At 31.3% G+C, this 18,718-nt stretch carries 21 protein-coding genes; 3 read left to right on the forward strand and 18 right to left on the reverse strand.

Annotated features, from left to right (window positions below; all coding sequences use genetic code 11):
• Positions 1-56: 56 nt before the first annotated feature.
• Complete coding sequence (locus CN925_RS09660; RefSeq protein WP_098846041.1) at positions 57-638, forward strand: TetR/AcrR family transcriptional regulator C-terminal domain-containing protein; 582 nt, start codon at positions 57-59, stop codon at positions 636-638.
• Between the two features lie 139 nt (positions 639-777).
• Here CN925_RS09660 and CN925_RS21290 read toward each other — a convergent pair whose 3' ends face one another.
• From CN925_RS21290 to CN925_RS09665, 3 genes are all read right to left on the reverse strand, one after another.
• Positions 778-948, reverse strand: a complete 171-nt coding sequence (locus CN925_RS21290; protein WP_180232920.1) for a hypothetical protein — start codon at positions 946-948, stop codon at positions 778-780.
• A gap of 193 nt (positions 949-1,141) precedes the next feature.
• Positions 1,142-1,309, reverse strand: coding sequence for a hypothetical protein (locus CN925_RS21295; protein WP_180232921.1), 168 nt, complete (start codon positions 1,307-1,309; stop codon positions 1,142-1,144).
• A gap of 92 nt (positions 1,310-1,401) precedes the next feature.
• Positions 1,402-1,728, reverse strand: coding sequence for a hypothetical protein (locus CN925_RS09665; protein ID WP_098846042.1), 327 nt, complete (start codon positions 1,726-1,728; stop codon positions 1,402-1,404).
• Positions 1,729-1,905: 177 nt separating this feature from the next.
• On the opposite strand from CN925_RS09665, the gene pssA reads away from it, so the two are divergent.
• Positions 1,906-2,397 (forward strand): CDP-diacylglycerol--serine O-phosphatidyltransferase, encoded by a 492-nt coding sequence (gene pssA, locus CN925_RS09670; RefSeq protein ID WP_098846043.1) that lies wholly within the window; start codon positions 1,906-1,908, stop codon positions 2,395-2,397.
• 82 nt (positions 2,398-2,479) lie between these two features.
• On the opposite strand, the gene CN925_RS09675 is transcribed toward pssA, so the two are convergent.
• The 12 genes from CN925_RS09675 to CN925_RS09730 all read right to left on the reverse strand — a co-directional run bounded on the left by CN925_RS09675 (position 2,480) and on the right by CN925_RS09730 (position 14,103).
• Entirely contained in the window at positions 2,480-2,833 is a 354-nt protein-coding gene (locus CN925_RS09675) for a hypothetical protein (protein ID WP_098846044.1), read from the reverse strand.
• Positions 2,834-3,017: 184 nt separating this feature from the next.
• Complete coding sequence (locus tag CN925_RS09680; protein ID WP_098846045.1) at positions 3,018-3,332, reverse strand: iron-sulfur cluster biosynthesis family protein; 315 nt, start codon at positions 3,330-3,332, stop codon at positions 3,018-3,020.
• A gap of 22 nt (positions 3,333-3,354) precedes the next feature.
• The gene (locus CN925_RS09685) at positions 3,355-4,413 is read right to left on the reverse strand and encodes a lactonase family protein (protein ID WP_098846046.1); all 1,059 of its coding nucleotides are present in this window, start codon (positions 4,411-4,413) and stop codon (positions 3,355-3,357) included.
• Between the two features lie 116 nt (positions 4,414-4,529).
• Positions 4,530-5,195, reverse strand: a complete 666-nt coding sequence (gene fsa, locus CN925_RS09690; RefSeq protein ID WP_098846047.1) for a fructose-6-phosphate aldolase — start codon at positions 5,193-5,195, stop codon at positions 4,530-4,532.
• Between the two features lie 48 nt (positions 5,196-5,243).
• Entirely contained in the window at positions 5,244-6,137 is an 894-nt protein-coding gene (gene gnd, locus CN925_RS09695) for a phosphogluconate dehydrogenase (NAD(+)-dependent, decarboxylating) (protein ID WP_098846048.1), read from the reverse strand.
• Positions 6,138-6,229: 92 nt separating this feature from the next.
• Complete coding sequence (tkt, locus tag CN925_RS09700) at positions 6,230-8,224, reverse strand: transketolase (protein ID WP_098846049.1); 1,995 nt, start codon at positions 8,222-8,224, stop codon at positions 6,230-6,232.
• Complete coding sequence (zwf, locus tag CN925_RS09705) at positions 8,225-9,736, reverse strand: glucose-6-phosphate dehydrogenase (protein WP_098846050.1); 1,512 nt, start codon at positions 9,734-9,736, stop codon at positions 8,225-8,227.
• A gap of 348 nt (positions 9,737-10,084) precedes the next feature.
• A complete protein-coding gene (locus CN925_RS09710; RefSeq protein ID WP_098846051.1) occupies positions 10,085-11,275 on the reverse strand; it encodes a DUF445 domain-containing protein in 1,191 nt (396 codons plus the stop codon).
• 191 nt (positions 11,276-11,466) lie between these two features.
• Complete coding sequence (locus CN925_RS09715) at positions 11,467-11,892, reverse strand: GNAT family N-acetyltransferase (protein ID WP_098846052.1); 426 nt, start codon at positions 11,890-11,892, stop codon at positions 11,467-11,469.
• Between the two features lie 75 nt (positions 11,893-11,967).
• Complete coding sequence (locus tag CN925_RS09720) at positions 11,968-12,786, reverse strand: SPL family radical SAM protein (RefSeq protein ID WP_098846053.1); 819 nt, start codon at positions 12,784-12,786, stop codon at positions 11,968-11,970.
• An 18-nt stretch (positions 12,787-12,804) separates the two neighbouring features.
• Positions 12,805-13,323: a methylated-DNA--[protein]-cysteine S-methyltransferase gene (locus CN925_RS09725; protein ID WP_098846054.1), complete on the reverse strand. Its 519-nt coding sequence runs from the start codon at positions 13,321-13,323 to the stop codon at positions 12,805-12,807.
• Between the two features lie 207 nt (positions 13,324-13,530).
• A complete protein-coding gene (locus CN925_RS09730) occupies positions 13,531-14,103 on the reverse strand; it encodes a DUF1836 domain-containing protein (RefSeq protein ID WP_098846055.1) in 573 nt (190 codons plus the stop codon).
• A 142-nt stretch (positions 14,104-14,245) separates the two neighbouring features.
• Between CN925_RS09730 and trhA the strand changes: the two genes are divergently transcribed.
• Positions 14,246-14,893, forward strand: coding sequence for a PAQR family membrane homeostasis protein TrhA (gene trhA / locus CN925_RS09735; RefSeq protein ID WP_098846056.1), 648 nt, complete (start codon positions 14,246-14,248; stop codon positions 14,891-14,893).
• Positions 14,894-14,943: 50 nt separating this feature from the next.
• On the opposite strand, the gene CN925_RS09740 is transcribed toward trhA, so the two are convergent.
• Genes CN925_RS09740 through CN925_RS09750 form a run of 3 tightly spaced genes read right to left on the reverse strand, consistent with a single transcriptional unit; the run spans position 14,944 to position 18,650 of the window.
• Positions 14,944-16,071 (reverse strand): Ger(x)C family spore germination protein, encoded by a 1,128-nt coding sequence (locus CN925_RS09740; protein WP_098846057.1) that lies wholly within the window; start codon positions 16,069-16,071, stop codon positions 14,944-14,946.
• A complete protein-coding gene (locus CN925_RS09745; protein WP_180232922.1) occupies positions 16,061-17,164 on the reverse strand; it encodes a GerAB/ArcD/ProY family transporter in 1,104 nt (367 codons plus the stop codon). Before CN925_RS09745 ends, CN925_RS09740 begins: the two co-directional genes overlap by 11 nt.
• Positions 17,154-18,650, reverse strand: a complete 1,497-nt coding sequence (locus CN925_RS09750; protein ID WP_098846059.1) for a spore germination protein — start codon at positions 18,648-18,650, stop codon at positions 17,154-17,156. The genes CN925_RS09745 and CN925_RS09750 overlap by 11 nt, the downstream gene beginning before the upstream one ends.
• Positions 18,651-18,718: the final 68 nt, after the last annotated feature.

An 18,718-nucleotide genomic window follows, 5' to 3' on the forward strand; every position in this document is an offset into this window, starting at 1 on the left:
TTAACATCTAACACTGTTAGAGTCAATGACAATTATTAAATTTTTGGAGAGATTTTATGGCGATAACGAAAGAAGCAATTGTAAAAGCATCCCTCGATATTTTGAATCGTGACGGAATAAGTAATTTATCAATGCGCACGTTGGCAAAAGAGCTTGAGATCAAAGCGGCATCTTTATATTGGCATATTAAAGATAAACAGGCATTATATGATTTAATTGCTGAGCAGTTAAATAATGAAATTGTCCTACCTGAAGAATTAGATGATCCCAAGGAAGCTTTAACAGCTCTAGCATTTGAAGTGCGTAGAGTTTTATTAAAAACACGAGATGCAGTAGAAGTTTTTGCGCAATCAATGCCAACTACACCGAGTAGATTGAAAGCAGTCAAATTTACATTAGAAAATTTGACTAAATATGGTGTCTCTGATATGGACTGTTTAGTTGCTGGTAACCTTTTTAACAACTATGTATTATCATTTGTAGCAGATGAACATCGTGCAAAGCAGTTCTCATTCACTCCAGAAGAAATAACGGCATTCACATCATTTTTTGGTGAACAGTATCAGTATAATTTTGATTTTGAAGAACAATTTCTATATGGATTAAGAGTAATATTTGCCGGATTACATACTGAATAAAAAAAGTCACATCATATTTTCGATGTGACTTTTTGGTGTATTATTTAGAAATTACATAAAAATTTAATATTAACTTTCCTTGAAAAAAGATAGATTACATTAAATCGTACAAATCTTTCCCAGACAGATGATTTCCTCTTTAATCAAAACGTACTGTATCAAAACCATCCAAAATGTCTTCTAATTCAGTTAAAAAATTTAATTGGACTGGATCTGGAATTTGCTGCATCCACTTTTTAACTTCAGGTAACTCTTGGGCTTCTTCTATATTTGTTGGTTTTGGATCAAGTGTTTCCCACCATTTCTTCATCTCATCAATAAATTCATAAAAGTAGCGTTCGAATCTTTATGCCCATTCTGCACCTTCATCATCAGTTGTTTTTTGCATCATACTCCAAGCTTCTATTGCTGTTTCAAAGTATTCATCGATCTTTTTCATGTTATTTTCCTTTCTTGTTAAGTACTACTTACTCTTTATACTAGCTCTAATTTTAAACGGTAATTTAAAATCTCGGTCGATCATTATTATGAGTCTGTCTTGTAATTTCTTCATGCAATTTTTGGCTTTCCGTTTTATCTGGTGCTTTTGTTCCAAATTTTTTTTGCATAAAGAAACCAAATGTAATGCTGACAACTATAAATCCCCAAAATAAATAGCCAAATAGTGTCAATTCAATCACCCCTATCTTCAATTAATAGGCAAAATAAAAATCGACTAGTCGTCGATCTTGGTGTTTTATACGTAGCTGCTATCTTGATTATTTTATAACCTATGAATTAATTCATTCAAACCTGGTATTAAGATCATTATGATTGAGCAAGAAATTAAAAGTTTTGTGACTAGTTTAGTTAATTTCTTCCTTCCTTTTCCATTATACCATCCACTGAATTGAAATTTATTTCGATATATGACAAATAGTAATACGAGTATACCAAAATAACACCACCATCCAGTATGAGTAAGATTCACGCCAATTGTATTATATATTTCTGATACTATTGTTGATAAAAAACCACCGAGTAATCCAAAGATCAATATAATTCTAATCACTTCTAGTATTAGTCCGAGTGAAACAGTTAATGCCTTCATTAAGGTCTCCTATCTTCTTATTTTTATTTGTTCCTATATATTACTATTCGATATACGGTATTCTCACCCTTTTTTAATTTTACAAACTTGATAAAAAGATACTATGTAAGGTTTAAGCATAAAGTAAAAATAGTTAGAAAATACTATTGAAAGGTTTTAATGTTCAGGGGGGATACTTTGTTTAGTCAGATTGTAAAATCTATACCGAATTTACTTACAATTGGTAATTTAGTTTGTGGTGTTCTATCGATTACGCTTAATATGAGTGGATTAATCATGTTATCCTCAATTTTAATTTTCATCGCTGCAATTTTTGACCTGTTTGACGGTAGGGTTGCAAGGAAACTAAAAGTGAATAGTGAATTTGGTGTAGAGCTAGATTCTTTAGCAGATATTGTTAGTTTCGGCGTTGCCCCTGCTCTCTTATTTCATTCCATTTCGGCACCATCATTCTTAACCTCACTAGCATTTATCCTTTTTCCTACGATGGGGGCATTAAGATTAGCAAAATTTAGTGCTAAACCTACAATAGGTTATTTTAAAGGTTTGCCTATTCCTGCTGCTGGTTTACCGTTAGCTGGTATGGGAATGTTTTTTTATAGTAATGCATGGATTACTTTAATCCTTGCTTTCTTAATGGTTAGTCCAATTCGATTTAAAAAACTTTAACAATACCAATGTAAAATGCTATTACCTTTTGTAGAGGAGATAGCATTTTTAATTATTATTGAAATACTTTTGACGCATAATATTACTTGTTATTAAATGAGTTGATTGCATTTTTTAATGTGTAGAGTTTTGCTGTGAAAATATAAAGTTCATTATAATTATTTTCAACATATTCATCAATAATGCTTATTCCTTTTATAAAATTCTCGATTAATAAATATGTATATTTTCCATCCCATGCGAATCGATTAATTCTGAATAATTCATCTGCTAATACTTGGAATCTAAATTCTTCTATTAATAGTTTTATTTGATAGATTTTGTCTTTATTTTTTGTTGATGTGTAATTACTATTTTCATAACTATTATGTACTAATTTTACAAATTCATTTATATCTTCAGCCAACATATTCGCTTTTTGCATCTCAAATTTCATATCTCCATCCCCTATAGTGTTAAAAATATACATCACTAGAGTGTATGTTTTTATTTTAAATCATATCACAAACTATCCAATTAATCTTGTTTCATACCATATCCTAAAATAAAATAAGAGATACCCATTCATCAAAGAACGGCATCTCTAACTTATCAAACAATATAAGTAATTGATATTAACCTTATTTAATATAAGTTAATCCAATTCGATTATTAAAAATTTGATTTCGATTTTTGAAAACAAATGATCCATTTACATAATCGATTACTAGTTGGTCTTCGTATACATCTTCAAAATTTTTATTAACCATAAATTCAAATTGGTCTCCAATGATCATTTTTTCATTAGGACCACATTCTCTTTTATTAATAACTTTTATCTCATAAATGTTATTAACAACATCACAGCTTCCACGGTCAAATTCTAATTGAAGTATTTTATTTTTGTCTACTGCGCCAAGTATTTCTTTGGCTGCATCTGTTATTTTAAAATCCATATTAAAAGTCTCCTAATTTAGATTAAGCGTTTAAAAATTTCACACATACTGCTTCAGGCACTTGTACGTCTGAATGAATCACTGTTAATTTACCAGTCGTTTTGTTTCTTGCATATAAAACTAGATTCCCTGACATTTCATTTGAACCAATTAAATAGTTTTCAGATGGATCTAAAACGAAATCCCTTGGCCAATTACCTTCACTTGAAGTGATTTCCACTAATTCAAGTTTACCAGTATCTTGATTTACACTAAATACTGCGATACTGTTATGGCCACGATTTCCGGCATATACGAATTGACCGTCTTTTGAAATATGAATAGCGCTACCTTGATTGTTTTCAGTAAAGTCGCTAGGGATTGTGGAAATATATTGTAATTCTGTAAAGCTTCCATCTTCATTCAATTGTAGCGCAATTACTTCTGAACTAAGCTCAGTCATTATATATGCAAACTTTCCATTAGGATGGAATGAGATATGACGTGGCCCACTTCCAGGTTTTACAGTTAAACTGCTTACTTCAATTAATGAATTGTTTTCAATTTTATAAGTTATTAATTTATCAATTCCTAAATCTACTGCTACTACATATTTTTCATTCAGTGTATAACCAGAAAAATGGGCATGAGGTTTTTCTTGGCGTTCTTTATTCGGACCTGTTCCTTCATGTTGCATAGTTGATTTAACATCACTTGCAAAACCATTTTCTTGATTAATCTTGTACAATTCAATTGTACCTTTATGATAATTTGCAGTAACAATATTTTGTTTACTTGAATCAACGCTAATATGACAAGGTGAAGCGCCTTCATTAAGTTGTTCATTTAATTTTTTCAGTTCTCCACTGTTTTCATCGATCGAATAAACAGCAATTCCACCTAGGTTTCCTTCTTTTGCAACAGCATATAGATTCTTATTGTCTTCACTAATTGTTAAATAAGTTGGATTCCCTAGCTCAGCAACCGGTTTTACATCTGTAATTCTCTCTTTTTCTGTATCAAGCGTAAATTGATAAATACCTCTACTTTCAATTTTAGTATATGTACCTACATAACCAACAAATTTCTGATTCGAATTCATTACTATTTCCTCCTCTATTCCTTGTTTTTATGTAAATACCCCCATTTCATTGCTACAAAATGAGTTTCAATGAAGATGGGGGTTTTATACTGATTAGATATAAAATTTCTTACAAATTATAGTGAAGTTTTTGCCCAGTCAGCAGCAAATTTTTCAATACCTTGATCAGTTAATGGGTGTTTAGATAATTGTTCAATAACACTGTAAGGAATTGTTGCGATATGAGCACCAGCTAATGCTACACGAGTAACATGGTCTGGATGACGAACTGACGCAGCAATGATTTGAGTGTCCATATTATGAACTCGGAATAATTCAGCAATTTTAGCAACTAATAATACGCCGTCTTCAGAAATATCATCTAAACGACCTAAGAATGGAGATACATAAGTAGCGCCTGCTCTAGCAGCTAATAATGCTTGGTTAACAGTAAAGATTAATGTTACGTTCGTTTTAACACCTTTTTTCGTTAAGTAGCGGCATGCTTCTAAACCAGCAAGTGTCATAGGTAATTTAATTGTAATATTTTTATCTCCACCGTTTATTTTAATAAGCTCGTCAGCTTCTGCGATCATTTCTTCAGCAGTTACAGCATTTGGCGTTACCTCAGCAGATACTGATTCTACTTCAGGAACTAATTTTAAAATTTCTTCGATACGGTCTTCGAATTTAACTCCTTCTTTTGCTACTAAAGATGGGTTTGTTGTTACTCCAGATAATACGCCCATTTTATAAGCTTTTTGGATGTCGTCTACATTAGCTGTGTCAATAAAAAATTTCATTTTTAATTTCCTCCAATTTTTAGGTATATTTCCTATTTTATACTTTATTTATTTCTTTTCAACTGCATGTCCACCAAATTCATTACGAAGAGCCGCAACAACTTTACCAGTGAACGTATCGTTATCTAAAGAACGGTAGCGCATTAATAATGACATTGCAATAACTGGTGTAGCAGCTTGTAAGTCTAGAGCTGTTTCAATTGTCCATTTTCCTTCACCAGAAGAATGCATTACCCCTCTAATCTCATCAAGTTTAGCATCTTTAGAGAATGCATTTTCAGTTAATTCCATTAACCAAGAACGAATAACAGAACCATTATTCCATACTTTCGCAACTTTTTCATAATCATAATCGAAGTCACTTTTTTCTAATACTTCAAATCCTTCACCGATTGCAGCCATCATACCGTATTCGATTCCATTATGAACCATTTTTAGGAAATGTCCACTACCAATTTTACCAGCGTATAGGAATCCATTTTCTACTGCAGTATCTTTAAAGATTGGTTCTACGATATCCCAAGCTTCTTGGTCTCCACCAACCATGTAACAAGCACCATTACGAGCGCCTTCCATACCGCCTGAAGTACCTGCATCCATGAATCTAATGCCATGTTCTTTTAATTCATTATAGCGTCTAATAGACTCTTTATAGTGTGAGTTTCCTGCTTCAATAATAATATCCCCTTCTGTTAAGAATGGTTTAACATCATTAATAACAGAATCTACAACACCATGTGGTACCATAATCCATAGAACTCTTGGAGTATCAAGATTTTTAACTAATTCTTCTAAGCTTGAAGTACCAATCGCACCAAAGCCTTTCATTTCTTCTACTGCAGCAGTGTTTAAATCAAATGCTACTACTTCGTGATTATGATCCATTAAATTTTGACCTAAGTTTAGTCCCATTTTTCCTAATCCAATTAATCCAACTTTCATTACGTTATCCTCCCATAATATCTACTGTAATATTAATGTTTTTCTCTAACTAAAAATTTTTATGATAAAAAAATAATTAAAATATGATATGATCAAGAATTTAATAAAGATTTACTTACATTTACTACATTCGTAGTCGTAAAACCAAATAATTCCATTACTTCATTACCTGTTCCAGATGCTCCAAAAGTCTCAATTGAGATTTTTTTACCTTTGAAACCAACATAGCGTTCCCATCCAAGTGAAATCCCCATTTCAATTGAAACACGGTTTAATACATGTGATGGTAAAACAGACTCTTTATATTCATCTGATTGTTGATCGAATAATTCCCAACTTGGCATTGCGACTACACGAACTGATAAGGTTTCATTTTCTAACTCATTTTTACTATTTACAGCAAGTGACACTTCTGAACCTGTAGCGATTAAAATTAAGTCTGGTTGATTGTTTGTTTCTGTTAAAACATATCCACCTTTTGAAAGATTATCTAATCTAGATGCTGTTTCTTCAAATACTGGTAAATTTTGACGACTTAAAACTAAAGCGATTGGTCCATTTGTATTTTGTAATGCATATGCCCAAGCATTAGCTGTTTCATTTGCGTCTGATGGACGAATAACTGTTAAGCCAGGGATTGCACGTAAAGCAGCTAAATGTTCTACTGGCTCATGTGTAGGACCGTCTTCACCAACTGCAATTGAGTCATGTGTGAATACATATGTTACTGGTAATTTTTGTAATGCAGCTAATCGAATTGATGGACGTAAATAATCATTAAATACGAAGAATGTACTTACAAAAGGCTTTACTCCACCATGTAATGCCATACCATTTGCTGCAGCACCCATAGCATGCTCACGTACTCCAAAATAAATATTACGTCCAGCAAATGATTCGACAGCAAATTTACTTTCATCTTTAATATCAGTCATTGTTGAATGAGATAAATCTGCGCTTCCACCGAAAATTTCAGGAACTGATTTAATGTAGTGATTAATTGCCTCTCCACTAGCTACACGTGTTGAAATTGTTTTATTCTCTTCAAAAGTTAATAAATCTTTTGTTTCGATTAAAACTTCTCCTTTTATTGCTTTTTCAAGCTGAGCTGCTAATTCTGGGTAAGCTTCTTTGTATGCATTAAATAATTGATTCCACTCAGCTTCTTTTTCACTACCTTTTTCTTGTATTTCTTTGAAATGTAATTTAACTTCTTCTGGTACAAAGAAATCTTCTTCGTAGTTCCAAGCATATGCTTTTTTTGTTTCTTTTGCTTCTTCAAGACCTAATGGATTACCATGGGCTTTATTTGTACCAGCCACTTTTGGACTACCGTATCCAATAATTGTTCTAACCTCAATAATTGTTGGTTGGTCTGTATTTTGTTTAGCTAATTCGATTGCTTTTGAAATTTCTACATGATCATTTCCGTCTTCTACTCTTAAATATTGCCAGTTAAATGATTCGGCTCTCTTTTTCATATCTTCTGAATAAGAAAGATTTAATGTTCCATCTAATGAAATATCATTTGAATCATATAATACAACTAACTTTCCAAGTTTCATATGGCCAGCAAGTGACATCGCTTCGTATGCTACACCTTCCATTAAATCGCCATCACCAACTAATGCATAAGTAAAGTGATCAATAATAGAAAGATTATCTTTGTTAAACTTCCCTGCTAAATGAGCTTCAGCCATCGCCATACCAACTGCAGTCGCAATACCTTGTCCTAATGGACCAGTCGTAGCTTCAACACCATCAGTATGTCCAAATTCAGGATGGCCAGGTGTTTTACTATTTAGTTTACGGAAATCTTTAAGGTCTTCAATTGAAACATCGTAACCTGCAAGATGTAATAAACTATATAACATACTTGAACCATGACCAGCAGATAAAACAAAACGGTCACGGTCAAACCATTTTGAACTTTTTGGATTATGCTTTAAATGCTCAGCCCATAATGCATAGGCCATTGGTGCAGCACCCATTGGTAATCCTGGATGACCAGAATTAGCTTGATTGATCGCATCAATTGAAAGTGTACGGATTGTATTAATTGATAATGTAGAAATTGAACTCATAATTTAAATACTCCTTTTTAGATCTGTTTTGTTGTTTTCATTTTCTTGTACAAAATCTGTATCTAACCACCATTTGAAACCATCTTCTGCTAATAATTGATCAGCAGCTTCTGGACCAAATGAACCGGATTTATAAGTATGAAGTGGTACTAAATTTTCTTCAAATGCTTCTAAAATTGGTTGAACCCATTGCCATGACAATTCTACTTCATTCCAATGAGCAAAAAATTTCGAATCGCCACGTAACGCATCATAAACTAATAATTCATACGCTTCTGGACGTTCTTCTTTATTCGCAAAATACTCAGCTTGTACTGGTTCTATGTTACCTTCTACGTTTTTGCTATTTAAATAGAAAGAAACTCTTTCATTAGGATTAATTTCAATAACCAGTAAATTTGGACCATTATTTGTTCTGTTCTTTTTAGAAAGGTTTTGAATCGGACTTTTGAATTCAAATACGATTCGAGTCGATTTTTCTTTCATTCTTTTACCTGTACGGATATAGAATGGAATTCCCTTCCAAAAGTCGTTTTCGATTAATACTCTAGCAGCTACATAAGTATCATTTTGTGATGAAAACTCAATTCCTGGTTCTTGTCTATATGCAACTACTTTTTTACCATTTTGTTCACCAGAACCATATTGACCTCGAACTACATGAGAAACAACATCTTCTTTTGAAAGTGGTCGAAGTGACTCAAGAACTTTTTTCTTCTCTGCTCTAACATCACTTGCAGAATTTTGGTTCGTTAAATGCATAGCAGACATCATTAACATTTGTAACATATGATTTTGGAACATATCTCGAATTGCTCCAGATTTATCATAGTAACCTGCTCGTTCCTCAACACCAACTGTTTCACTTGCAGTAATTTGAACATTTGCAATATATTGATTGTTCCATAATGCTTGTAAAACTGGATTAGCAAACTCTAAGGCTTCTAAATTTTGAACCATTGGTTTGCCTAAGTAATGATCAATTCGGAAGATTTCTTCTTCTTTAAATGACTTACTTAATTTTTCATTTAAATCTCTAGCAGATTTCAAGTCACGCCCAAAAGGTTTTTCGATAATTAGACGCTTCCAACCTTTTGTCGTACCTAGTCCACTTTCTTTAATATTTGCTGCAATAATTTCAAAAAATTCCGGTGCAACTGATAAATAAAATAATCTGTTTTCAGGTATCTGTAATTCCTGTTCTCTTTCTTTGACTAAATTTAATAAATCAACGAATCCTTCTTTGTTCGTGATATCTAGCTGTTGATAACGAATTGAATCTAGAAATTCTTGGACCATTTTTTGATCTTCTAAAGAACGTCTTGAAAAAGTAATTAGTGATTGCATTACTTGATTCTGAAATTCGTCACTTGAAAAATCTTTCCTACCAATTCCAATAATTGAAAAAGACTCGGGCATCTTTTGATCAATATATAAATTATATAAAGCAGGGAAAATTTTTCGTTTTGCTAAATCGCCTGTGGCTCCGAACAAAACAAATGACATAGAATCCATTAACTAAACCTCACCTTCGTCGAACCTTTAATAGTAGATAATAAAAAATATATTTTCAAACGATCCTTAATTTATATTTAGAGCTAATGTTAGTTCAAATAATTCATTCCAATCATTCATTTAGAAAATATTTTTTACACAAACTTATAATACATGAAAAAATTTTTTATTTCCATTAAAATGCTTATATTTCTAGTTATAGGATTTTTTTATTTCATTTAAAGAAAATTCACTGATTGGCAAGGGTTTAGCTACTTGCACTTCTACTAATGTATTAAAAATGCAAAAAAACCTTAATTAACTTTTTTAAGTTAATTAAGGTTTTAATTAGGAATTATTATTTGAATATTATGCAAAAATCAATCTTGCACTAGTCAGTACTAATCCAATTATAAATCCACAAACAGCTCCATTCACACGAATCCAAGTAATATCTTTACCAATTTTATTTTCCAATAAATCAGTAATTTCTTCTGTAGATAATTTTTCAATATTAAATCTCACTAAATCACCAATCTTATGGTGATATTTTTCAATCGTGTTAATTAATAATTTCTTAAAACTTAGCTCAACTTGATCAATCCAATTAGAGTTTTTAATAAAATGGATTATTTGTTGGATCGTATTCAAGATAAAATCTTTATCGTTTATTTTATTTCTGAATAATTTTATTGCTTGTTCGACTACATATTCATAGCCCTTATTTTTCCATTCATCTAATTGGCGAATAATATTTTCATTTGATTTATTTTTCTCGGCTTCCATACGAATAAAAGACAAAATAAAATTCCGTCGATCACTATTAGGGTCTTTTAGCTCTGATAATAAATCTACTAATCCACTATGTATAAATTCAGTTATTTTTTCTTCACCAATCATAGGTAGAAAAGCTTTAATCATAAAAAACTTCCGCTCAATAAACTGAATTACTTCTTTACCAATTAATTCTTTAATATGCGGTATATTTATAGTTTCTTCAATTTTATTAATTAAAAATTCATAGGTTAATGCATCCCATTCTTTTTCAATGACTGTGTCTACAGCATTGCTTAATAACTTTTGAGAACTGATCGATGTTACGGCTGGTTTAAATGTATTATGTAAAGTTTTTTCAATCGTTTCATCAGGAATTGATGCTCCAAATTGTTGAATTGATTGAATGATTTTAGTTCTAGACTCATCATTTTCTAGCATCTGTTCAAAAGCAGCAATTCCTTGATGAATCCAGTCCCTTTCTTCAACTTTTTCAATTAAGCTCTCTTTACTTAACCATTGATTATTCAGTGTATTTAAAATTCCGTCGGTAATCTTTGCTCTATTTTTTGGTAATAACGCAGTATGGGGAATTGGTATACCTAGTGGGTGACGAAACATTGCAGTTACAGCAAACCAATCCGCAAGACCTCCGACTAATGCTGCCTCAAAACCACCAGATAGTATTTGCAATAGTTTAGATTGAAACGGCACTGTAGCAGCAAACCCACAAGATGCCACTATTAACGAAATATTGGCTAGCCGTTTTGAATTCTTTTCTTTCATTTACTAAAAGCCTCCTGTTTCTATTTGAAAATAGTATATCATTCCTTTAATTTTTTCTAAAATCAATTCTAATTTATTTCAAATTTATATTGTTTTTTTAACTTACTAACAAGAAAAAGACTGTTTTTACAGTCCTCGTGTATTCTGTAATTCTATCTAATTTTGTAGCAATTGTATTCCCGCTGATTTCATTAAAAATTCAATTGAAAATGATGACATGATATATTTAGATTATTTTTTAGATAAAACCGATGGGCATCGTAGCGATGTACCCCTGAATCTAGATGGAATTGTTCACAATTATTTTGTTTTGCTTCATCGATTAACCAGTTCCACAAAGTTTGAGCATATCCTTTTTTACGGTGATTCTCACTTGTGATTAAATCGTCAACATATAAATATTTTCCCCATGCTAATGATTCAGTCATTCGATAACCAGCAACGGCTGTAACTTCTTCATTTTCGATCACAGCCACAAGATGATAATTATTTGTGTTGATTAATCTGTTAATCGTCTGAACAAACTCATCTTCTCGTAAATGTGGACGTAATTGACTGACTGTTTGAAACGTTTTCAAAATATCTGAACTATTTTTCATTCTTCTTACATCTGCCATCTTTTTTCTCTCCAATCAGAAATAACATTCTACAATAAAAATACCATAGTTTTTATTGTAGAATGTTAGCAATTTTTACGGTTCGAAACCTTTTTGACTAATAAAAAGCTGATCTTCTGAAAAATAGTTTTTAAAGCGTTCATAAACTCGTTGATAAGCTTCAGGTCCATACCATTCCTTTAGATTAAGCTGGGCATATTTTTTTTCAATACCTAAGCGACCGGTTCGTTTACCTCCGCTTCCGTCACCCATGAAAAAATCATCAATACAAACTCTATTGACAATTTCTAATAATTTTTTCGGAAAATCCTCACTACTAGGCAAAATAGGTGCAATTGTAGCTTGAGTTGGAATTCCTGCTATTACAAGTTCTTCTATAGTTTTGAGACGTGCATTAACAGAAGGTGCATTTGGTGAAAAAGACTTTCTTATCCCATCCAAGTCTGTTTCAATCGTCATACTGACTCGTACTTTCTCCTTAAATTGCTTTAAAAGATCAATGTCTCTTTTTACAAGTGGACTTCGAGTTTGAACAAATAAAAAATCCGGTTGATTTTGCAACATGACTTCTAATAAACTTCTAGTCAATCTCTCTTTGAATTCAATCGGTTGATACGGATCTGTACTAGAAGACATAAAAATAGTAACTTTATCTTTCTTTTTTGCCTTTTTCAATTCTTTCTCTAGCAAAATAGGCGCACTTTGTTTAATGTCAACCCAACTACCCCATTCTTGTTTTCGAAAAAGTGAAACAGGCATTTGCCTCACATAACAATATGAACAGGCAAATGAGCAACCGGTATAAGGATTTAAAGAGTGAGTATATCCTGATAGATAACCTGTCCCTTTATTTAGAATGGTTTTTGGATTTTTATAAACTATTTCATTTTTCATCCAACTACCTCCTAATGATCATCTTAAGTTTCTAGTTTCAATTTTTAATAGGCTTTTTTTCATTTCTAAACCACCACGATAGCCAGTTAATGATCCATTCTTTCCAATTACTCGATGACAAGGAATGATGATCAATAGTGGATTTGCACCAATTGCCCTCGCAACTGCACGAACAGATTTTGGCTTATTTAAGTAAATCGCAATGTCGGAATAATGTTTCGTTTCTCCATAATCAATCGAACAGAGCGCACTCCAAACTGATTTTTGAAAATCTGTGCCACGAAAATCAAGTCTACTATTAAATGTAATCCGCTCACCCTCTAAAAATTCGATGATCTCTTTTTTATAAGTTTCTAATTTTGTCTCATCCTTTTCCATTATCATTTTTGGAAAGTATTTATCCTTAAATAATCGTAATTCTTGAATGGTTCCGTTATGTGAACCTACAAAACATAGCCCTTTTATAGTTGCAGCAATATGAATCTTCCATCCTTTATGTTCGATTAAAGTCCAATATAAATTTTCAGTTGAATGCAATCTAAATTCCCCTTTGCTTCATTTTCTTATTTAAACTTTATTATAGACTTAATGAAGAAAAATGGAGTGTTATTAGAATGAAAGAGCAAGAATTTGAAAAAAAACTATCATATGAACAACATATAAGGAAAAGTGTACTGCCAATTAGATTCAAGTTGCCTTTTTTTCATTTAACAAAATAAATGAAACAGCCCCTTATCCATCTTTTTATTTCTGCTTCTCAATCATATCCATCACTAACTTTTCAGCTGCATTTTTATATAAATTACTCATATGAACAAATGAAGTAATTAAGAGTAATTGCTCTATATATTCCTTACTTTCATCATCAATCTGTTCAATTTCTTTGTTTACATTTTCACTAGATTGCAAAAGTTCTGTTTTAAACTTTTCGAGGTTGAGTTCATTTAAATGTAGGAAACTTGAATAAAGATCATCAATATTCATTTCGGTATTTTCAAGGATTCTTTGATTTAATCCATTTAAAGTTTCTTTTATATCATTAATCGAAAGTGCACCTTTTAAATGATAAATTAAACTGATTAAAATAATATGATTCTTTGTGTATTTCTTATTTTTAATTGGGAAAAGTAATTTAGCTTTTGCGTAATTATTAATCATTGTTTTTGTCATAACTTTTTCATTCGCATTCGGTTTTGCAAACTTATTATCAAATAGTTGGATTACTTGATCCATATATAAATCTAGATTAGGAATATCTTCTAATAATATTTGTTTATCTAAATCTATTTGTTCAATTAATTCATTAATCTTTTTCATTTTTCATTCCTCTTTTTTTGTAATTTACGTGTTCATTTTATCATAAAAAAATTGTTCTATAAACACTTGACTATATAATATAGTAGATGATAACTTTATATGTAGTTATCAATACTACATAACAAGGTTGGAGGAGATAAACATGGTGAACTTTATGCGTGAGCCTATTAATTCCATGACACATTTAGTCGGAGCTGTATTATCATTATTTGGGTTACTAGCGATGGTTTTTAAGTCTACTTTTTCTGGTGGAAGTATTTTACAAACATCCGCGGTTATTGCATTCGGTGTAAGTATGATTCTTCTTTATTTGGCTTCAACAACTTATCATATGGCAATAGCGAGTGATAAAATAATCGCTTTTTTAAGACGAGTAGACCATTCAATGATCTTTGTCTTAATCGCAGGTACATACACGCCTTTTTGTATCATTAGTCTTAAAGGTACATTAGGATGGATTATCTTTTCGATCGTATCTTTCATTGCATTTTGTGGTGTTTTGTTTAAGTTAATTTGGTTTAACTGTCCTAGATGGTTATCAACCGCCCTTTATATCGCTTTAGGATGGGTCATTATACTTGCTTCTGCACCTTTATCTGATGCGATTAGTATGAAAGGTATGTTCGCTCTAATATTAGGTGGAATTTTTTACACGGTTGGAGGAGTAATTTATGGAATAAAGCCAAAATTTTTATCTTTTAAAAATTGGGGATTCCATGAAATTTTTCATATTTTTATTATGTTAGGAACACTTTGTCATTTCATATGCGTATATAATTATGTCATCTAAAAACCAAAAACCATCCTTTACTATCAAAAAAAGGATGGTTTTCATGATTTTTATTTTAAAATACCCGTGCCTACAATTTTCACTTCAACTTTTGGTTTAATTGTAATTTTTGCATAGTCTTTGTTCCAATCTAGTTTTTTCCACACTTCTGGATGGAATGAAATTAATTCTCTGCCTATTCCTAACGCATCACAATTTGATTCTTGAATTGTTTTAAAGATTTTTTCAGCTTTTTTAGTTAATTGCTTCGATAATATTTTATTTAACTTATCAATTTCTTTTTTGGAAGTTAATTCATTATGTGCGTATTCAAGTGTATCAACGTCCAATTTTAGATTTAAATTGACTGTTATCTTATTTTCTTTTGAAACATTAATTTGCATTTCAGGCTTATTTTTTTTCACTTGTATCGTTATAAATTGTTCTCTAATATCTTTTTCTTTCGGACTAACTTTTACATTAAATCTTGCGTACTTCTCCATTTCATCTTTAAATAAAAGTAACATAGTAGGATCATCACCTAACAGATTATACCCTGTATATTTCTGACCGTTAAATAATGCAACCCCTGATATATCGATTAAATTATCATTATCTTTTTCAATTAGTGGCAAAAAAATATCTTCACCTGGGTCGAACATAATTGTACAGATTGTTTGAACATTTTCAATAGGAACATTCGTATGACTTTCTGCGTTCATTACTAAATCTAAAATTTCTTCACTTACAAGGGATTCCTCTACTTTGCTTAGTTTTAAAATATCTTCAGCCCGCCCCTTAGTAATAATAACTTTAGCACCTAATGAACTTCTAGGGTCTCTGTATACAATATCAAATATAGGATAAATATCCTTTTTAGATAATTCATCTCCAATTAATAAAACCCTTGTTTTATTTGTAGTAAAATCTCCTGCTACTTTTCGAGTCACTTTTAATCTTGCATCACTAGATGTTTTTCCAGTAGAGGTAATGATGACATTTGTTGTTTTGACTTGTGTAGGATCACTTCCACCTTGACTATTTGTTTTAATGACTGCCGTTACTAGCATATTATTATCCTCTATTAAATCATATCCAGCACTATAAACTAGTCTAGACTCCTTAAGTAGTCTTTGATCCCAACAACTAGTTAAAGGCAAAATACAAATTAACGAAATCAACACTAATTTATATTTCATATGAACTACCAAGTTCTTTCTTTTTTCTAATAACTGAAACGATTAATAAAATCAAAGGTAATACGAAGATAAAAAAATAACTCGTAAAAGAAAGAAATGTACCAAATTTCATAATAAATTCTTCAGTTTGTGGAACTAAGATACAACAGATCGCAACAGCAAGTCCTGTAAAAATAGTTGTTTTACTGTGATTTCTAAACTTTAAGAGTTTGCTAATTCCGAAACTTGTTAAATATAAATACGTCACTAATGAAGTTAAGATTGGTACAACCCAAATTGAAAGAAAGACAAGATCTAATCTTTCAATTACTTCATATGATAGAGACTTTAATAAATATAAAATTGGCTCAGGTACGATTTCAATTTCTGCCTTGCTAAAACTCATATAACTTGTAACTAAAAAAAATGTATATAAAATCGTTACAAAACTAATCGAAATCGTTCCTGCTTTTAATATTTTGGTTGGCTTACCTTTTATATACGGAAATAATACTAACATAAATTCAAACCCCATCATTGAGATTAACGCATCGTGAGCTCCAAGAAGTATGTTTTTTACACCAACCTGTCCAATTGGAAATAAATAGCGATAATTTACATTATTGAAAGAACAGAATTCAAAGAAAATCAAAAATAATATTAAAATACAGACGAAAGTAAAAAATCGTCCAATTACTTTCAAATTTTCTTTCGCTAAATATACTCCTGTACCAACGATAAAAATAACTAATACATATGGTGGCGTAAATGTCAAAATCCATTTTTTAAGTGTTGAAATCGTAAGCGTCACAACATAAATTGAAACTAGAAAGAAAAATAAAATATAAAGATACGAAATGACGATTCCTATATATTTCCCTACTATTTTCGTTGAATAATCATAGATCGTATCTTTTGGGTATCTCTTACCGAGTAACCACATGATAAGTAAGAGTAAAAACACTCCGATGCCAGCAACCAATACAGAAATCCAACCATCATGACCAGCATGTTTATGCACAATATATGGTAGTGAGAGTAATCCTACACCAATTTGAGATTGAATAATGACGAATGTGAATTGTGTTATTGAAAGCATCTTTTCATTTTTCATCATTTTCCCATCCTCTAGAATTATTTTCTCGATTAAAGTTCTTTGGTAAAGCTGCAAATGGCCGTTTTTTCATTTTCCAATGAGGTGCTCGAACAACGGTATCTTTTAAATCTGATTTTCTAAATGGAGCAAATGGTGCAAAATATGGAGACCCGAACGATTCAAGTTTACATAGATGGATTAGGATAATACTAAGTCCAAATACAATCCCTATTAATCCTATTAACGATGCTGCAAACATTAACGGAAATCCTAGTAATCGTACAGATGTACCAATTTCATTATCTGGTACAACAAATGATGCAATTGCAGTAAGTGAAATGACAACAATCATCGTATTTGAAACTAAATTTGCCTGTACGACTGCAGTTCCAATTACTAACCCACCAACAACACCTAGTGTTTGTGCAATAGGATTCGGTAGTCTAATGGCTGATTCTCTCAGTAATTCTAATGTTATTTGCATAAACAGGGCTTCGATTAAAGGTGGGTATGGAACGTTTTCTAATGAGCTTTTTACATTAAACACTAAATCGATTGGAATAATTTCAAAGTGAAAAGAAACTAATGCGATATATAATGCCGGTAATGAAATAGAAATTAAAAAACTAACCAATCTTAATAAACGAGCAAATGATGCGATCATCCATCGGCTATTATAGTCATCAGGTGATTGATAAAACGTGAAAAAAGTAATTGGAAAAACAAGTGCTGAAGGACTACCATCAGTCAAAATAGCAACTTTTCCTTCCATTAAATTACCCGCTACTCGGTCAGATCTCTCCGTTGTTAATAGTTGCGGAAAAGGTGAATATGGGTCATCTTCTATAAATTCCTCAAGATTACCAGGAGAATGGATAAAATCAACATTTATGTATGAAAGTCTTCTATGGACTTCCTTCACTACCTCCTCATTTGCAATCGTATCAATATATAAGACAGCTAATCGTGTATCAGATTCTACCCCTAGCGATAACGTTTTTACAACAAGATTAGGATTACTAATTCTTCTTCTTATTTGATTAATATTTGTCAGTATACATTCTACTAATCCATCATGGGAGCCTCTGATTGTTTGCTCACTACTAGGCTCTTGAATTGATCTATTTTGAAAGGAAGTCGTTTCTAATATAAATACATTTTTTTCATCTTCAGTGAAAATGAGCGTGTTTCCTTTTACTATACTGAGAATACACTCGTCAAACGAATCAGAACTCTTAACATCATTAATTGAAACAGTATTTGGAATTGTATCTTTTGGATTATTAATAATTTGTTGAATGATTTGAACTTCAAGAGCTTCCCTTCCTATGATCGTACTAATATAGGCAACTGCTATCTTTTTATGATGAAACATTAAATGCCTAATCGTTAAATCACTTGTATTAATTAATGATTTCTTTACTCGCTCTATATTACAATCCAAATCTGGACTAATTTCTATTTTTGAATTCCGATTACTTTGGTCATGTTTATTTGAACGCATTATGCATTTCACCTAATTTCCAAACTCATACAATAAATTAGAATTATTTTGTGTTAATTTAGTCTTAT

The sequence above is a fragment of the Bacillus sp. AFS055030 genome, assembly GCF_002574545.1.
Classification (GTDB): domain Bacteria; phylum Bacillota; class Bacilli; order Bacillales; family Bacillaceae_G; genus Gottfriedia.